Origin of the sequence: Leisingera sp., from assembly GCF_034669605.1 — a bacterium.
Classification (GTDB): domain Bacteria; phylum Pseudomonadota; class Alphaproteobacteria; order Rhodobacterales; family Rhodobacteraceae; genus Leisingera.
On the sequence record NZ_JAXMOX010000030.1, the window covers coordinates 14,564 to 29,666 of the forward strand.

General features: G+C 60.5%; 15 protein-coding genes. 3 read left to right on the plus strand and 12 right to left on the minus strand.

Features of this window, described 5'->3' with window-relative positions:
* The first annotated feature begins 99 nt into the window (after nt 1-99).
* Together VOI29_RS05755 and VOI29_RS05760 are read left to right on the plus strand one after the other, a co-directional pair.
* On the plus strand, nt 100-1,902 hold the full coding sequence (locus tag VOI29_RS05755) for a class I poly(R)-hydroxyalkanoic acid synthase (RefSeq protein WP_323776681.1): 1,803 nt from the start codon (nt 100-102) through the stop codon (nt 1,900-1,902).
* Between the two features lie 132 nt (nt 1,903-2,034).
* On the plus strand, nt 2,035-2,484 hold the full coding sequence (locus VOI29_RS05760) for a phasin family protein (protein ID WP_323776683.1): 450 nt from the start codon (nt 2,035-2,037) through the stop codon (nt 2,482-2,484).
* A gap of 94 nt (nt 2,485-2,578) precedes the next feature.
* Here VOI29_RS05760 and VOI29_RS05765 read toward each other — a convergent pair whose 3' ends face one another.
* The gene (locus tag VOI29_RS05765) at nt 2,579-4,327 is read right to left on the minus strand and encodes an adenylate/guanylate cyclase domain-containing protein (RefSeq protein ID WP_323776684.1); all 1,749 of its coding nucleotides are present in this window, start codon (nt 4,325-4,327) and stop codon (nt 2,579-2,581) included.
* 163 nt (nt 4,328-4,490) lie between these two features.
* A complete protein-coding gene (locus tag VOI29_RS05770) occupies nt 4,491-4,805 on the minus strand; it encodes a hypothetical protein (RefSeq protein WP_323776685.1) in 315 nt (104 codons plus the stop codon).
* A 196-nt stretch (nt 4,806-5,001) separates the two neighbouring features.
* Here VOI29_RS05770 and phaR point away from each other — a divergent pair, with 196 nt between their 5' ends.
* Nucleotides 5,002-5,556 (plus strand): polyhydroxyalkanoate synthesis repressor PhaR, encoded by a 555-nt coding sequence (gene phaR, locus VOI29_RS05775; RefSeq protein WP_323776687.1) that lies wholly within the window; start codon nt 5,002-5,004, stop codon nt 5,554-5,556.
* 181 nt (nt 5,557-5,737) lie between these two features.
* Here the strand turns inward: phaR and VOI29_RS05780 are convergent, their stop codons facing one another.
* The 10 genes from VOI29_RS05780 to VOI29_RS05825 form a co-directional block, all read right to left on the minus strand.
* The gene (locus VOI29_RS05780; protein WP_024089577.1) at nt 5,738-5,932 is read right to left on the minus strand and encodes a hypothetical protein; all 195 of its coding nucleotides are present in this window, start codon (nt 5,930-5,932) and stop codon (nt 5,738-5,740) included.
* A gap of 53 nt (nt 5,933-5,985) precedes the next feature.
* A complete protein-coding gene (locus VOI29_RS05785) occupies nt 5,986-6,507 on the minus strand; it encodes a hypothetical protein (protein WP_323776689.1) in 522 nt (173 codons plus the stop codon).
* A gap of 92 nt (nt 6,508-6,599) precedes the next feature.
* Complete coding sequence (locus VOI29_RS05790) at nt 6,600-7,805, minus strand: DegT/DnrJ/EryC1/StrS family aminotransferase (RefSeq protein ID WP_323776691.1); 1,206 nt, start codon at nt 7,803-7,805, stop codon at nt 6,600-6,602.
* A gap of 158 nt (nt 7,806-7,963) precedes the next feature.
* Nucleotides 7,964-9,274 (minus strand): FAD-binding oxidoreductase, encoded by a 1,311-nt coding sequence (locus VOI29_RS05795; RefSeq protein ID WP_323776693.1) that lies wholly within the window; start codon nt 9,272-9,274, stop codon nt 7,964-7,966.
* 106 nt (nt 9,275-9,380) lie between these two features.
* Nucleotides 9,381-10,739 (minus strand): glutamine synthetase family protein, encoded by a 1,359-nt coding sequence (locus VOI29_RS05800; RefSeq protein WP_323776695.1) that lies wholly within the window; start codon nt 10,737-10,739, stop codon nt 9,381-9,383.
* On the minus strand, nt 10,739-11,419 hold the full coding sequence (locus VOI29_RS05805; RefSeq protein WP_323776697.1) for a type 1 glutamine amidotransferase: 681 nt from the start codon (nt 11,417-11,419) through the stop codon (nt 10,739-10,741). The genes VOI29_RS05800 and VOI29_RS05805 overlap by 1 nt, the downstream gene beginning before the upstream one ends.
* Before the next feature lie 72 nt (nt 11,420-11,491).
* Entirely contained in the window at nt 11,492-12,811 is a 1,320-nt protein-coding gene (locus VOI29_RS05810) for a glutamine synthetase family protein (RefSeq protein ID WP_323776698.1), read from the minus strand.
* 194 nt (nt 12,812-13,005) lie between these two features.
* The gene (locus VOI29_RS05815; RefSeq protein ID WP_323776700.1) at nt 13,006-13,812 is read right to left on the minus strand and encodes an ABC transporter permease; all 807 of its coding nucleotides are present in this window, start codon (nt 13,810-13,812) and stop codon (nt 13,006-13,008) included.
* Entirely contained in the window at nt 13,809-14,693 is an 885-nt protein-coding gene (locus VOI29_RS05820) for an ABC transporter permease (RefSeq protein ID WP_323776702.1), read from the minus strand. The genes VOI29_RS05815 and VOI29_RS05820 overlap by 4 nt, the downstream gene beginning before the upstream one ends.
* A 108-nt stretch (nt 14,694-14,801) precedes the next feature.
* The coding region (locus tag VOI29_RS05825) for a transporter substrate-binding domain-containing protein (protein ID WP_323776704.1) at nt 14,802-15,103 on the minus strand (302 nt) is incomplete at its 5' end.

Genomic DNA, 15,103 nt, shown 5'->3' on the forward strand with positions numbered 1-15,103 from the left:
GGACCATCAAATCCGGAACATTGGACCAATCGCCGCTTTGCCCTGAAAAATGCAGAAGAGTATTCTGCATAGCAGAAAGCCTATGAGGGATTCATTTATATGACAACTAGTGACGAATTTTCCGCAGTGGCCAATTCCGAGAGCATTGAAAAACTTAAGGAAAACATGAGCCGCGTTGAGGAGCTGAGCAAGCGTCTCGCCGATGTCATGTCCCGGAAGGTCCCGCATAACCCCGCTTTGGATGGTCCGAATCGAGAGCTTTATGCACGCGCAGCAACCGCCTATTGGACAGAGGCGATGCAAAACCCCGCCAAGATCCTGGAGCAGCAGATCGGGTACTGGAGCAAATCGGTGCTGAATTTCGCCGAAGCTCAGAAGGCCCTGGCCGGACAATTGGACAGCACCGATGACGGCGGCCCCGCGGACCGCCGTTTTTCGAATCCGCTGTGGGAAAGCAGCCCGTACTTCAATTTTGTGAAGCAGCAATACATGACCAACGCCGATGCGATCCGCAAAGCGGTGCAGGATGCGGGCGAATTGGACGGCAAGGACAAGCAGCGCCTGACGTATTTTGCCGACCAGATCATCGAGATGATGTCGCCGACCAATTTTCTGCCCACCAACCCGGATGCGCTGGAAAAGGCTGTTGCGACCGAAGGCCAGTCGCTGATCGACGGGCTGGAGAACCTGGTCACCGATCTGGAAGCCAACAATGGCGAACTGGTGGTGCGGCTGGCGGACGAGAGCGCCTTTGAGCTGGGCGGCAATATCGCCACCACGCCTGGCGATGTGGTCTACCGCAACCGGATGATGGAGCTGATCCAGTACAAACCCGCGACGGAAACCGTGCACGAGACTCCGATTGTCCTGTTCCCGCCCTGGATCAACAAGTTCTACATCCTCGACCTGAAGGCGCAGAACAGCATGATCAAATGGGTGACCGAGCAGGGCTATACCCTGTTTGTCGTCTCCTGGGTCAATGCGGATGCCAGCCATGCCGAGGTGGGGATGGAAGACTACATGCAGGAGGGCATCCTGACCGCGATTGAAACGGTCAAGGAGATCTGCAAGGTCAAGCAGGTGAACGCTGTCGGCTACTGCATCGCCGGCACCACGCTGAGCCTGACATTGTCGCTGTTGAAGCAGCGCGGCGATAAATCGGTGAAATCAGCGACCTTCTTTACCACGCTGACCGATTTCGGTGATCAGGGCGAGTTCACGCCGTTCCTGCAGAATGATTTCGTTGACGGGATCGAGGCGCAGGTGGAAGAGGATGGGCTGCTGCGCTCCTGGGTGATTGCACGGACCATGTCGTTCCTGCGCTCCAAGGATCTGATCTATGGCCCCGCCGTCAAAAGCTACATGATGGGCGAGACGCCGCCGGCCTTTGATCTGCTGTATTGGAACGGCGATGGCGCCAACCTGCCGGGCCGGATGGCGGTTCAGTATCTGCGGGGCCTGTGCCAGAACAATGAATTTGTCCGCGACGGATTCGAGCTGATGGGCCACAAGCTGCATATCAGGGATGTGGATGTGCCGCTGATGTCGATTACCTGCGAGACAGACCATATCGCCCGCTGGAAGGACTGCTACCGGGGGGTGCAGCAGATGGGGTCGCGCAGCAAAAGTTTCATCGTGTCGGAGTCCGGCCATATCGCGGGTATCGTCAACCCGCCCAGCAAGAAGAAGTACGGCCATTACACCAATACAGATCTGAAAGGTGACAGCGAAGCCTGGATGGAGGGGGCGGAATACCACCAGGGCTCCTGGTGGCCGCGCTGGAATGATTGGCTGAAGAAGCGGTCGGGCAAGCAGGTTCCCGCCCGCGAAGCCGGGGATTCGGGGTATCCCTCTTTGATGCCTGCCCCCGGGTCCTATGTCAGGGTCAAGGCAAACCGTTGATTTCACGGGATTTGCGATTTTTTTCTGCACCGCAGCATGAAAAACCTTGAAATGCTGCACCGCAGAAAGCATATTCTTCTCATGCTAAGAGCGCAGGATGGTCCTGCTGCAGCTTTCTGAGGAATTAGAACTATGGCAAAGACCCAAGACTTCACCGCGATGATGAAAGACTTCATGGGCGCCTTCCCGGTTGACACCAAAGCGATGGAAGACGTTTTCAAGAACACCGCAGCCCTGAACGAGAAGCTGTCCGCCGTTGCGCTGGACGCTGCCGGCAAATCCGCTGAGATCTCGAACAAGTGGACCAAAGACACCATCTCCAAGCTGGGCGATGTGTCCAAAGTCAAAGCCGACCCGGCCGACTATGCCAAAGCCGCAACCGATTTCGCCTCCGCTTCCGCTGAAGTGGCTGCTGAAAACATGGCTGCCTTTGCTGAGATCGCCAAGAAGGTCCAGATGGAAACCGTCGAACTGGTGATGGCTGCCGGCAAAGACATGGGCGAAGAAGCCACCGCAGCTGTGAAGAAGGCCACCGACGAAGTGACCTCCGCAGCGAAAAAAGCTTCTGCTGCTGCAAAGTAAGATCGACCACGGACCGGCCCTGGCTCTCCTCCCTGACGGAGCCGGACTGTGAGAAAAGGCAGGCCGCAAGGCCTGCCTTTTTGCTGTTCAGAGATCAGTCCGGCAGTCCGGCCCGCCGCAGCCCGTCGCAGTAATGCTCCAGATCTGCGGCTCTGACGAAGGGAAGGGTTTTGCTGATGCGGGCGACCGAAAACTCCGGCTCGAGGCCAAGGATGCGCCCGCATTGCCGCGCCGCCGCTGCCCTGTCTCCCAATTGCGCATAGCAGGCAGCCAAGTGGCGGTGCGGGGCCGGAAAACCGGGAAACAGCCCGACAGCCTTGTTCACTTCTGAAATGCCTGGCAGGTATTCCCGGCACATGTAGAGCGCCAGCCCCCTGAACCAGTGAAAGTAAGTTGGATGGAACGGGTTGCGGTCAGAAGCTTGGTCCAATTCGGCAAGGGCCTTCTCAGGCTGGCCCAGGTACACATAGGACAGGCCGTGGAAGGCCATCGCTTCAGTGTCGTTCGGGTTCAGGGCAAGGGCGCGCTGGAAATGGTCCTCTGCCAGGGAAAACTCTCCTTTGAACAGATGCATGATGGCCAGCCGGCGTTGCACGGCGCTGTCCAGCGGGTCGATACGGGCTGCCCGGCGCAGATAGGGGAAGGCCTGATCCAGAGTGTCCTCGGGCGACAAGCCCCAGCCGCTCATCCATTCCACCAGATATGTGAGCGCCAATCCCGAATAGGCAGACGGGTTCCCCTGGTCGCTGGCACAGGCGGTCTGATACAGCTCCCGGCACTGATGCAGGGCGTCCCGGGTGTCGAGGATCAGGGCTTTGGCCTGCAGAACCAGTTCCTTTGACGTCCAGGGGCCGCCGCTTGCCAAAACTTCGGCCGATATGCGTTTTGCGGTGGCCTGCAGCTGTCCGGCCAGGGTTTGGGTGATCTGCCGCGCCAAAGCGTCCTGACGGCTGAAGCCGGCTTGATCGTCCAGATGGTATTGTTCACTGAACAGTGTCGTACCGCTGCAGCCATCTGCCAGCGAAACGGTAACCCGCAGTTTTCCAGGCCGCTGCCGCACCGTGCCTTCGGCCAAATAGCGGACGCCGAGTTCCACCGCCGCCAAAGATGTTTCTGATGCGCTGCTGGCAAAGCGGAATGCCGTGGTGCGGGATATGACACGCAGATCGCGGAACCGGGACAGGCCGAGGGTCACGTCTTCGGTCAGGGTTTCAGCCAGACTGTCTGCTCTGGGTGCACCAGGGGATTTGTTCAGAAAGGGTAAAACGGCGATGGACACTTCGTAGGCGGGGCCTTCGGCTTCAAAGCGGGGCAGCGGGTTTTCGGCGATGCGGAAGATCCGCACCGGGTCTGAGATATTGCGGATGACTTGCAGGCCAAGATCGTCAAAGGCGGCATTGATCCTGCCGCGGACCTGCTCTTGAACCGTGCCGGACACGCAGATTTCACCGGGCCCGGCAAGGCTTTCGAGGCGGGCCGCGATATTGACACAGCTGCCGAACAGATCGCCCCCGGCAGCAATGACGTTGCCTGTGTGAATTCCCATTCTAAGGTGCAGATGGGGCGGCGGGCGGCTGGCAGCCAAGGCAGCGGTCCGCTTGGCAATCAGCAAGGCGGCTTTCACCGCTTGCACAGAGGTTACGAACTCCAGCAGAAAACCGTCGCCCAATGTTTTGACAAGCTGACCTGAATACTGATGCGCCACAGGCACGACGATGTCGTCCGCAAGACTGCGAACCGCGGCAACCGCCTCCGCTTCGCCGGTTTCAACCAGCGCGGAAAACCCAGCCACATCGGCAATAAGTACAGCAGCTTGTCTTTGTCTGTCCCCTTGGTCAGCCATTATTCCCGCTACCACAGACTCAAAAGACCCTGACTGATTTATATCACATTGAGAATCTATTTTCGCACCTAAAATGCAAAATGTTCAGTATTTGTTCATGAGTTCCCGTCCTGAAGTCAAAACTGCGCATTGCGGAGGCTGTTTTTCTGCGGCCGACGGCCAGTTATCCGGCGCAGTTCCCAGTGTCTATCTGCTGATCCAATGCCGGGCCTTCGGCCCAATCGCCGGATTTGATCAGCATATGCTTCAGGCTGCGCACAACATAGCTGGCGTCATTGCCATGGCGTCGGGCAATCTCGCGGACCCGACTGCAGGTGTGGCGCAGATCGCCGCCCAAGGGTCGGGCACCCAGGGCCGCCAGTTTCCGGTCCCAGGTATCCTGGCGGCTGAGGCCAGTAGCCACATGCCCGTGCCGGACCAGGTCTTGGATGACGGCGGTGCCAGTGGATCCGGTGCCGCCGGGAATCAGGATTTTCATGTCCCGCGCGTTCAGGATGCCGTTTCTGGTGCGGGATCCTCTGTCAAATCTCGAGCCGGGTTGTGGCCACGCGTCTTGGTTGCAGCCGCTGCAGGGGAGGCAGGAACAAATGTTGCTGAAAACATGCGGAGGCTTCCCTTTTGTTCTGCGCTGGCATAGGCTTTGCTGCAATGCGTCATGACCGGGGAGGGATTACATGGCAGAACAGGACAAACCCTTGCTGATCAAACGATACGCGAGCCGCAGGCTTTATAACACCGAGACCAGCGATTACGTCACGCTGGAGGATATCGCTGGGTTCATCCGGGAAGGCCGCGAGGTGCAGATCGTTGATCTGAAGACCGGCGACGACCTGACACGGCAGTATCTGTTGCAGATCATTGCTGAGCATGAAAGCCGCGGCGAGAATGTGCTGCCGGTGAATGTGCTGAACGATCTGGTGCGCAGCTACATGGTGCCCGGCGGCGGGGTAATGCCGCAGTTCCTGCAGTCTTCCTTTGATATGCTGCGCGAAAGCCAGTCAAAGATGATGGAAAACATGAGCGCGATGAACCCGATGGCGAAGATGCCGGGGTTCGAAGCGATGAAGGCGCAGCAGGAAGCGTTTCTAAAGGCAATGACCGGCGGAATTGGCGCGGCCGGCTGGACCGGCGGCGCGTCCGGGGAAGAGAAATCCGAAGACGGCGAGGACCTGGACGACATCAAGAAGCAGTTGGCCGAGCTGCAGGAAAAATTGTCGAAGATGAAGTGAGGCGATTGACAGCGCGGGGTCCTGATCACCGGGGCAGCCGCCTGGCCGCAAACAATCTCCGGCTGTTCCTCACAGCCGGGCTTGGCACCGCGTTGCGGTGCCATTCTCGTTTAGCTTCTTTTATCAGTGAGGTTTGCTGCGCCCATGCGCTGCGGCGGGGATCAGACCCCGGAAGCGGCGGTCAGGCGCGTGGTTTGATTTTCAGGATATTGTGCAGCCGGTGGTAAGGCGCGTTCCTGACGATTTCGTCCAAATCTCCGGTTTCCGGCTGCGGTTTGGAACGATAGAACAAATAGACGCTCGCAGCAAAAGACAGGGTGCAGGCCCCAGTAATTGCGCTGACGATGACAGTTTCCAGTCCCATGGCTTCAATCATGCTGTTCTCCGGTTTCGGGTCCAATATAGGCATAGACCGCTGAAAATTCCATATCACTTCGCAGTGTTTGTGTGATTTGCCGCTTGCAGAACATGGCGGGCCAGGGTTTCTGCCGCCTCGCGCTCTTGTGCCTTGAGACGCTGCCGCGCCCGTCCCCCGAGGCGGGAGGCGGTGGCGAAGATGAAGCCGGAAAAGGACAGCAGAGTAAGGCCAAAGGCCAGCCCGCCGGTTACAGTGCCGGCGATGGCGGCGGCGAAGCTGGCCAGCAGCGCGCCGGCGGCGAGCCGCTGCGACCATTGGCCGATGACCTGATCCGCATCCTGGACCTGGGCTTCGGCATCGCCGGCGCGGGTGGCAAAGGCGGTCAGCAAATCCGCCACCGTGACTCCGGTTTCCGGATCATTTGCGGCTCCGATCGCAGCCAGAAGGGCCGCCCGTTCGCCGCTGCTGGCGGAAACCGCGCGCATGACCTGCATCAGCGCGTCCTCGCTGACGGGATCGCCCATGCCAAGCGCATTGGCCATTGCCACCAGGGCTGTGGCCGGGCGCCGTTCGAATTCGGGAAGCGGAGTCATGGCTGCAAACTGGACGGCACAGCCCAGGATTGCAATCACGAAAAACCCCGGCACAGGGCCGGGGCGGTTGCGTGGTCTAGCACCGGTGCTTTTCAGGCGGCTGCCTTGGCCATCGTTTCCTTGGCCGCAGCCAGCAGAATATCTGCAATGACATCCAGCTCGGCACGGGTCAGGCGCACCGGCAGCCGCACGTCGCAAGCCTTCATCAGCATGGCGCGGGTTTGCGGCAGCTCGGGCTGTTCGCGCAGGAACTGCCAGTTCCAGAAGGCGCGGGCGTTGTCGCTGGAGAGGCCGAAGACCTGCACTTTGACTCCCTTGGATTCTGCCGCGCTGGCAAAGGCGCGGGTTTGCGCCGCGCTGAGACCCGCCAGGTTGAACTGGATCGAATCCGGCGCGCGGCGTTCAGGGGCAAGCGGTGCTGGCACGTCAAAATAAGGGGAGGCATTCAGACGCGCGGCCACATAGTCATGGTTGGCCCGCCCGTCGCGCACCCGGCGTGCCAGTTCCGGCAGCTGCGGGCGGATCACGGCAGCGGACAGATTGCTCATCCGCAGATTATATAGCGGCAGCTGGTTCTGCCACTTGGCGAAAGCCTGTTCCAGATCCGGGGCATTTTCACCATGCGGGCCCTTGTGTTTTTTCCAATTGTGCTCGTAAGCGCCGGACATGATGACAGCGCGGGCAATCAGGTCGGCGTCGTCGGTGATCAGAATGCCGCCTTCGCCGGCGTTGACCATTTTGTAGGACTGGAAGGAAAAACAGCCCGCCGTGCCGATGGTGCCGATGTTGCGGCCGTTCCAGGTGGTGCCAAGCGAATGGGCCGCGTCCTCGACCACCGGGATGCCGCGGGCGTCGCAGAGCGCCATGATCGCGTCCATGTCCGAGGTGTGGCCGCGCATGTGGCTGATGATCACCGCCTGCACACCGCCCAGTTTGGCCTCAAAATCCGCCATGTCGATGCGGTAGTTTTCGCCCACCTCGCACAGAACCGGCACGCAGTCGGCGTGCACCACCGAGGAGGGCACCGCGGCAAAGGTGAAAGCGGGGATCAGCACATGTGCATCGCGGGGCAGGCCAAGCGCCTTCAGTGACAGGAACAAGGCGGCAGAGCAGGAGGAGACTGCCAGCGCATATTTGCTTCCCAAAAGGTCTGCATACTCCTGTTCCAGCAGCGTCACAGGTGCGTTTTCCGGCGCAGTGTAGCGGAACAGATCGCCCGACTGCATCAGGGCCTCAATGGCCTCACGGGCAGCTGCGGGAATGGGTTCAGCGTCATGAACGTTGGGCGGCAGAGCCATATTTCAGAATCCCGAATTGTTTCTGTGGAAAATGTAAATATGGATGCCGGAGTTGCCAAGGGTCCCTGCAGCGGAAATCGCCGCTGCAGGCGAAATTTCACAGAACTGTTGCGGAGTTGCGCGGAAACCGGCCACTCGGACAAGGATGGAAGGGACTGTCAGATCCCCAGCCGGTCACGCAGGGAAAACCAGGTCATGGCCAGAGCCAGCAGCGGAGATCGCATCCGCGGCCCGCCCGGGAAACGGGGCGCGGGGACCTGGGCCAAGGTGTCGAAGCCCTCGGTCTGGCCCTGCAGGGCCAGTGCCATCAGCTGGCCCGCATGGGTGGCGGTGCCGACGCCGTGGCCGGAGTAGCCCGAAGCAGACAGGACATTCGGCGCAAGGCGCGCCAGATAAGGCATCCGCTTCATGGTGATGCCCAGGGTTCCGCCCCAGGCGTAGTCGATACGGACGTCTTTCAGATGCGGGAAAATCTGCTGCATCGGTTTGCGCACGGTGGACGCGATGTCGGCAGGAAAGCGGTAGCCGTAGCTTTCGCCGCCGCCGAACAGCAGGCGCTTGTCATCGCTGAGGCGGAAATAGTTCACTACGAATTTACTATCTGCCACCGCCACGTCACGGGCAAGCACCCGCGCGGCATCCGTGCCCAGCGGTTCGGTTGCCACGATGAAATTGTTGATCGGCATCACCCGCGCGGCGACCTGGCGGTTCAATCCGCCCAGGTAGCCGTTGCAGGCAAGGATCAAATGTCCGGCTGTAACAGTGCCGCTTGCAGTCCGCACGCGGATTTGCGCGCCTTCCTGGATGTCCAGAACCTCGCTTTGCTCGCAGATCTGCGCGCCGGCGCCTGCCGCAGCCCGGGCCAGGCCCAGGGCAAAGTTCAGCGGATGCAGATGGGCGGCCCCCATGTCCAGCGAGCCGCCCCTATAGGCGGGAGAGGGGCAGACGGCCTGCAGCCCGGCTTCATCCAGCGGCTGGATCTGATCGTAGCCATAGCGGTTCTGCAGGTGCTCGGCGTAGGCGCGTTCATGGGCGGCCTCGCTTTTGGAAAAGCACGCATGGGCAATGCCGGGTTTCAGGTGGCAGTCGATTTGGTGCCGGTCGATCAGCGCTTTCACCAGTTTTTTGGCGTCCTCGCCCAGCTGCCAGAGCTTTTGCGCTTCGGGCTCGCCCATCAGCGCTTCCAGCCCGTCCTGTTCCATCCGCTGGCCGCTGCCGAGCTGGCCGCCGTTGCGGCCCGAGGCGCCGAAGCCCGCGCGGTGCGCCTCCAGCACAACGACACGCTGCCCGGCTTCGGCCAGATGCAGCGCAGCGGACAGGCCGGTATAGCCGCCGCCAACGATGCAGACATCCGCTGTCAGCTCCCCCGCCAGAGCCGGAAACCGCTCCATTGGCGTGGCCGTCGCTGCGTACCAGCTGTTTGGATAATGGCCCTTGCGGTCATTGGAATAGAGCAGGTTCATGCCCATCACGCACCTCTGTCGGTGGCAGGCGCCCTTGCGGGCAGCCTGCACTTCATCTTTTCTTAAATACTCAATTGCACTGGCGCTGCGCCCAGGCGCAGCGCCAGAGGGCTTACACGTTCATCAGCAGATGTTCGCGCTCCCAGGGGGAGATCACCTGAAGGAACTCGTCATATTCCGCACGTTTCACGATGGAATAGACGCGGGCGAACTCCGGGCCCAGAACCTCATGCAGTTCGGTGGCCTCGTCAAACAGATCCAGTGCCTGACCCATCACTTGCGGGATATCGCCTTCGCCCTCATAGGCGTCGCCCTTGAACTGCTTGCGCGGGCGTTCCTCGTTGATCAGGCCAATGTATCCGCAGGCCAGCGACAGCGCGATGCCCAGGTAAGGGTTGCAATCCATGCCGGCGATGCGGTTTTCGACCCGCCGCGCCCCGGGACCCGACAGCGGGATCCGGATGCCGGTGGTGCGGTTGTCGCGTGCCCACTCCAGATTGATCGGGGCGGCGTGATCTTTCACATAGCGGCGGTAGGAGTTCACATAGGGCGCCATCACTGCCAGGCCCGCCGGCAGATGGTTCTGAAACCCTGCGATGTAGTTGTAGAACGCATCCGTCTCGCCGCCCTGCGGGCCGGAGAAGATGTTTTCGCCGGTTTCCATATCCAGAACCGAATGGTGGATATGCATGGCCGAGCCGGGCTCATCCTCGATCGGCTTGGCCATGAAGGTGGCAAAACAATCGTGCCGCAGGGCTGCTTCGCGGATCAGCCGTTTGAAGTAGAAGACTTCATCCGCCAGTTTGACCGGGTCGCCGTGCAGCAGATTGATCTCCAGCTGGCCGGCGCCGCCTTCCTGGGTGATGCCGTCGATTTCAAAGCCCTGGGCTTCGGCGAAATCATAGATATCGTCGATCACCGGCCCGAATTCATCGACCGCAGTCATCGAATAGGCCTGGCGCGCCGCCGCCGGGCGGCCGGAGCGGCCCATCATCGGCTTGATCTCATGTGCAGGATCAATATTGCGGGCGACCAGGAAAAACTCCATCTCGGGCGCCACAACCGGTTTCCAGCCCTTGTCATGATAGAGCTGCACAACACGCTTCAGCACGTTACGGGGGCTGAAGGGTATCGGCTTGCCGTCGCGGTCATAGGCGTCGTGAATCACCTGCAGCGTCCAGTCGCCGGTCCAGGGCGCGGCCGTGGCAGTGGACATGTCGGGCTTCAGCGTCATGTCCTTTTCTATCCAGCCGTCTTCATCCGCGGCATCAGCCCAGTCCCCGGTGATGGTCTGGTAGAAGATGCTGTCAGGCAGATGAAAATAGTCGGTCTTTGCGAATTTGGATGCCGGTACCGCCTTGCCACGGGCGATACCGGGAAGGTCCGAGATAACGCATTCAACTTCGTCGAGACGACGGCCCTCCAGATAGGTTTTTGCTGCTTCGGGAAGGGCGTCGAGCCAGGCTGACATTAAGTCCTCTCTTTCCTGTAAAATTCTGCGAGGAAGGTTGCGATGTCTTGATTGTCCACGGGGGCGTCCAGCTCAGCGGCTGCACGGTCCAGCAGGCCGTCCGGTACCACGCCGCGGCCGCGTTTTTCGATCAGGCCGCCGACAAAGGCGCTGGGAAATTCGGGGTGGGGCTGCCAGGAGATGATATGGTCGCCATAGGCCAGGATGCCGTTCCGGCAGAAGTCGTTGCCGCCCAGCACGCGGGCGCTGTCGGGCAGCTCCACGACCTGATCCTGATGCCAGGCATTGAGGGTCAGCTCGCGGCCGTCCACCTGATAGGTGACGCGGCCCACGGCCCAGCCGCCCTCAAACTTCCTGACCTTGCCGCCAAGCGCCTGGGCGATGATCTGATGGCCGAAGCAGATGCCGGCCAGCGGCTGTTTCCTGGTGTTGATCTCGCGGATCAGCGCTTCCAGCAGCGGGATCCAGGCGTGATCCTCATAGGCGCCGTGCTTGGAGCCGGTGATCAGCCAGGCGTCGGCGTCATCGGCGCTGTCTGGAAATATACCATCCACCACCGCCCAAGTTTGAAATTCAAAGCCGTTGCCGTCCAGCATGTCGCGGAACATACCGTCGTAATCCCCGAAAGGGCCGAACAGATCTTCGGGGGAGTGTCCAGTTTGCAGGATGCCGATTTTCATAAGTCACCAGATTTGATCAAATTGAGCCTAGCTGAGGGGGCTGGAGCAGGCAAGCCCCGGGGCAAGGCAGCGCTATACCGCTTCCAGCCAGGACAACCAATGGCTCTCACGGGGACGCTCGGCAAAGCCTTTCAGCTCCTGCCGTTTGGTCATCACCAGGTTCCGGATGGCGAGTTCCGGCAGCACGCGGGCGATCAGCGGATCACTTTCGAACCAGTCGATCGCGGTCTCCCAGTCGGCGGCCAGCTGCGGCAGGCCCTTGATCTCGTAGATGTTGCCCTCGGACGGGGCGGGGGGCTGCATCTGATCTTCGATCCCGGCCAGGGCAGAGCCAAGCACGGTTGCGAGCATCAGATAGGGGTTGATGTCGCCGCCGGCGACGCGGTGTTCGATGCGCCGGGCCTTGGGGCTGCCGCCGGGAATGCGGATGGCGGCGGTGCGGTTTTCATAGGCCCAGGCGGCACTGACGGGCGCGTGGGCGCCAGGCACCAGCCTGTCATAGGAATTGCCGTGCGGGGCGAAGATCAGCGAGCTGGCGGGCATCGCGGCCAGACAGCCTGCCACGGCGTGCATCAGCAGGTCCGATCCCGTCTCGCCGCCGTTGTCAAAGACGTTGCTGCCGTCCTTGTCCTCGACCGAGAAATGCACATGCATTCCGTTACCGGCTTCTTGCGGATAAGGTTTGGCCATGAAAGTCGCCGCAAAGCCGTGTTTGCGTGCAAGCCCTCTTACCAAGGCCTTGAACAGCCAGGCATCATCTGCGGCGCGCATCGCTTCCTGATGGTTCAGGTTGATTTCAAACTGGCCCAGGCCTGCCTCGGAAATTGCGGACTGGGCGGGGATGCCCATCATCTCGGCACCGTCATAGAGATCGGTGAAGAAGTCATCAAAGGCATCCAGTTCGGCCACCGACAGCACCGATTGCTGATCCAGCTCACGGCCGGTCAGCGGGTCGATCGGCGGTGCCGGGCGGAGGCCGCTGTCATCCAGCAGGCTGAATTCCATTTCCGTCGCGGCCACAACGGTCCAGCCGCGCTCGGCATAGCGCGACAGCACATCGGTCAGAACGTGGCGCGGGTCGCCTAAGAAAGCTGAGCCGTCTTCCCAGTACATCGCCATCGGCACCAGCGCCGAGGCGCTTTTGAGCCAGGGCATCGGTACGGCGCCGCGTTCGGTGGGCAGCATCACCCCGTCGGCGTCGCCGGTTTCAAACACCAGGGGGTTGTCTTCAACATCGCACCCCCAGAGATCGACATTGAGGGTGGAGATCGGCATCCGGGCCGCGCCGCTGTCCAGCTTGGCGGCCATGCCGGCAGGCAGGCGTTTGCCGCGCATTTGGCCGTTCATGTCACAGGCGGCAATGCGGATGGTCTTTAGTCCGGACAGGTCCATTGGAGGCTCCATGAATGTGTTGCGCCAACCCTAGCGCAGAGAATTCCATTCGCCAAGATAATTTGATCAAAAGTTTGAGGTGACGCTCCGGCGGCTTCATCTTCAGGGAAAGCACCCTGCGGTCAGAGGCCCAAAACGCGCCCGGCGCGATCCGGCGTTTCAAAAAAATGGCTCCCGAAGGAGCCATTCTGAATTCAGCGGATCAGTTTGAACCTCAGCTTGGTCCGGCTGCGCCGCTCTTGCGGAAGGTGCCGGTTCAGCCGTTTGTTCACAAAACCGAACACGGAGATGACGACCAGTGTCAGCAGAATGAAATAGAAGGCCAGGATCGGGTAGGGGACAAAAGGATTGAAGGTCTTGTCCGCGAAATAACTGGCGTAGTACAGCGCATCGCCCTTTTGCCGCCAGGCTGGAAAGCCTGAAAAGAACACCAGCGTGGTGGCGTGGAACAGGAAGATCGCCTCGTTGGTGTAGGCAGGCCAGGCCAGCCGCATCATAGTCGGGAAGGTGATCCGGCGGAACCGCGCCCAGCCGGACATGCCATAGGCGTCGGCCGCTTCGATATCGCCTTTGGGGATCGACAAGAGTGCGCCATAGAAGATCTCGCCGGAATAGGCCGCGGTATTGCAGAACAGCACGACCAAGGCGCCCAGCCAGGCCGAGGTGAAGGGATCAAAGAAGCTGGAGACGCTTTTGAGGCTGAGGAAGCAAGCGTAGGCAAAGAAGAACTGGATGAACAGCGGGCTGCCGCGGAACACAAAGATGAACCACTCCGCTGGTTTGCGCCAAAGCGGATTGGGGCTGGATTTGCCAACCGCCAGGGCGACGGCCAGGAAAAAGCCAGTCGTCAGGGCAACGATGCCGAAGTAAACATTCCAGATCAGACCGGAGCCGATCAGAGTGAAGTGTTCGCACAGGGTGTAGTCGCCCTTGGGCAGCAGCCGTTCTCCAAAGCCCAGGGAGCGGAAGGCATAGGCCTGTATGGTTTCAATGCAACTCATGCCGCTGCCTTTCTCTGTGCTTCGCCTGCCGCAGTGGCCTGGCCCTTGGTCAGGCGCTTCATGATGCGGTCCAGTGCCACTTCCGACACTTTGGTAAAGCAGAGGTAGAACACCAGCAGGGCCAGAAAGTACCAGACGTGCCAGTTCGGATGCGGGTAGTCGGTGAATCTGGAGGTTTTGGTGCCGCCCAGTTCCCGTGCCCAATAAACGATGTCCTCGACCCCCAGCAGAAACAGCAGCGGGGTGGCCTTGATAAGCACCATCCACAGGTTCGACAGGCCCGGAAGCGCATAGACCCACATTTGCGGCACCAGGATGCGCCAGAAGGCCTGGCGGGTGGTCATGCCATAGGCTTCGGCGGTTTCGATCTGGGCGTGCGGCACGGCACGCATGGCGCCAAACAGGACATTGGCGGCAAAGGCGCCGAAAACGATCGAGAAGGTCAGTACCGCCAGGAAGAAGCCATAGGTCTCATGCACCCACTGCGGCGAGGTGGACAGCGGCAGTTTTGCTGCATCGCAAACCACAAAGTCGATGCCGCGCCGGACCGGTTCGTCCCAGTCCGGGCATTTCACCTTGTGGCGCATCCATTCGAATGCCTGGTCGAGCGCGATGACGAAAAACAGGAAGAAGGCGATATCGGGCACACCGCGCACAATGCTGGTATAACCGATCCCGAACCAGCGCAGCGGCAGGATCTTGGAGCGGGCGGCACTGGCAGCGCCGAATCCGAACAGCAGCGCAACCGGTGCGGTGATGGCCAGCAGGGTCAGGACCACAAAGACCGAGATATAAAGGTTCAAATGCTTGCCGGTGGTCAGGTAGCAGCTAAGCCAGCTCAACCCCTCAAGCGTTGATGGGTCCGTGCAATAGGAAAACATAGGTGAGCCTGTCTTTTTCTGTTCACGCCCGGCGGGCAGCGCCGGATGAGAATAAATGAGGCCCGCGCGCCGCAGCGGCGGGCCTGCAGATCCTGAAACAGGATCAGATTACCACAGGGAAGAGACTTCCCATTTGGCGATCAGTTCGTTCAGCGTGCCGTCGTCTTTCATTGTCTGGATCGCCGCGTCGAACGTGCCGCGCAGTTCTGCGTCGGATTCGCGGAAGCCCATGCCAACGCCGCCGCCGAGCGCTTCGGTTTTTTCGAGCATCACAAGGTCATCGCCAACCACAGTGTCGAGGAAGCTTTTGTCGGCCAGAACCGCGTCAGCTTCACCGTTGCGCACAGCGGCGACGGTTTCTTCCGGAGTGGCGAATTCGACCAGGGTCCAGCCCTGCTCGGCCACAAAGG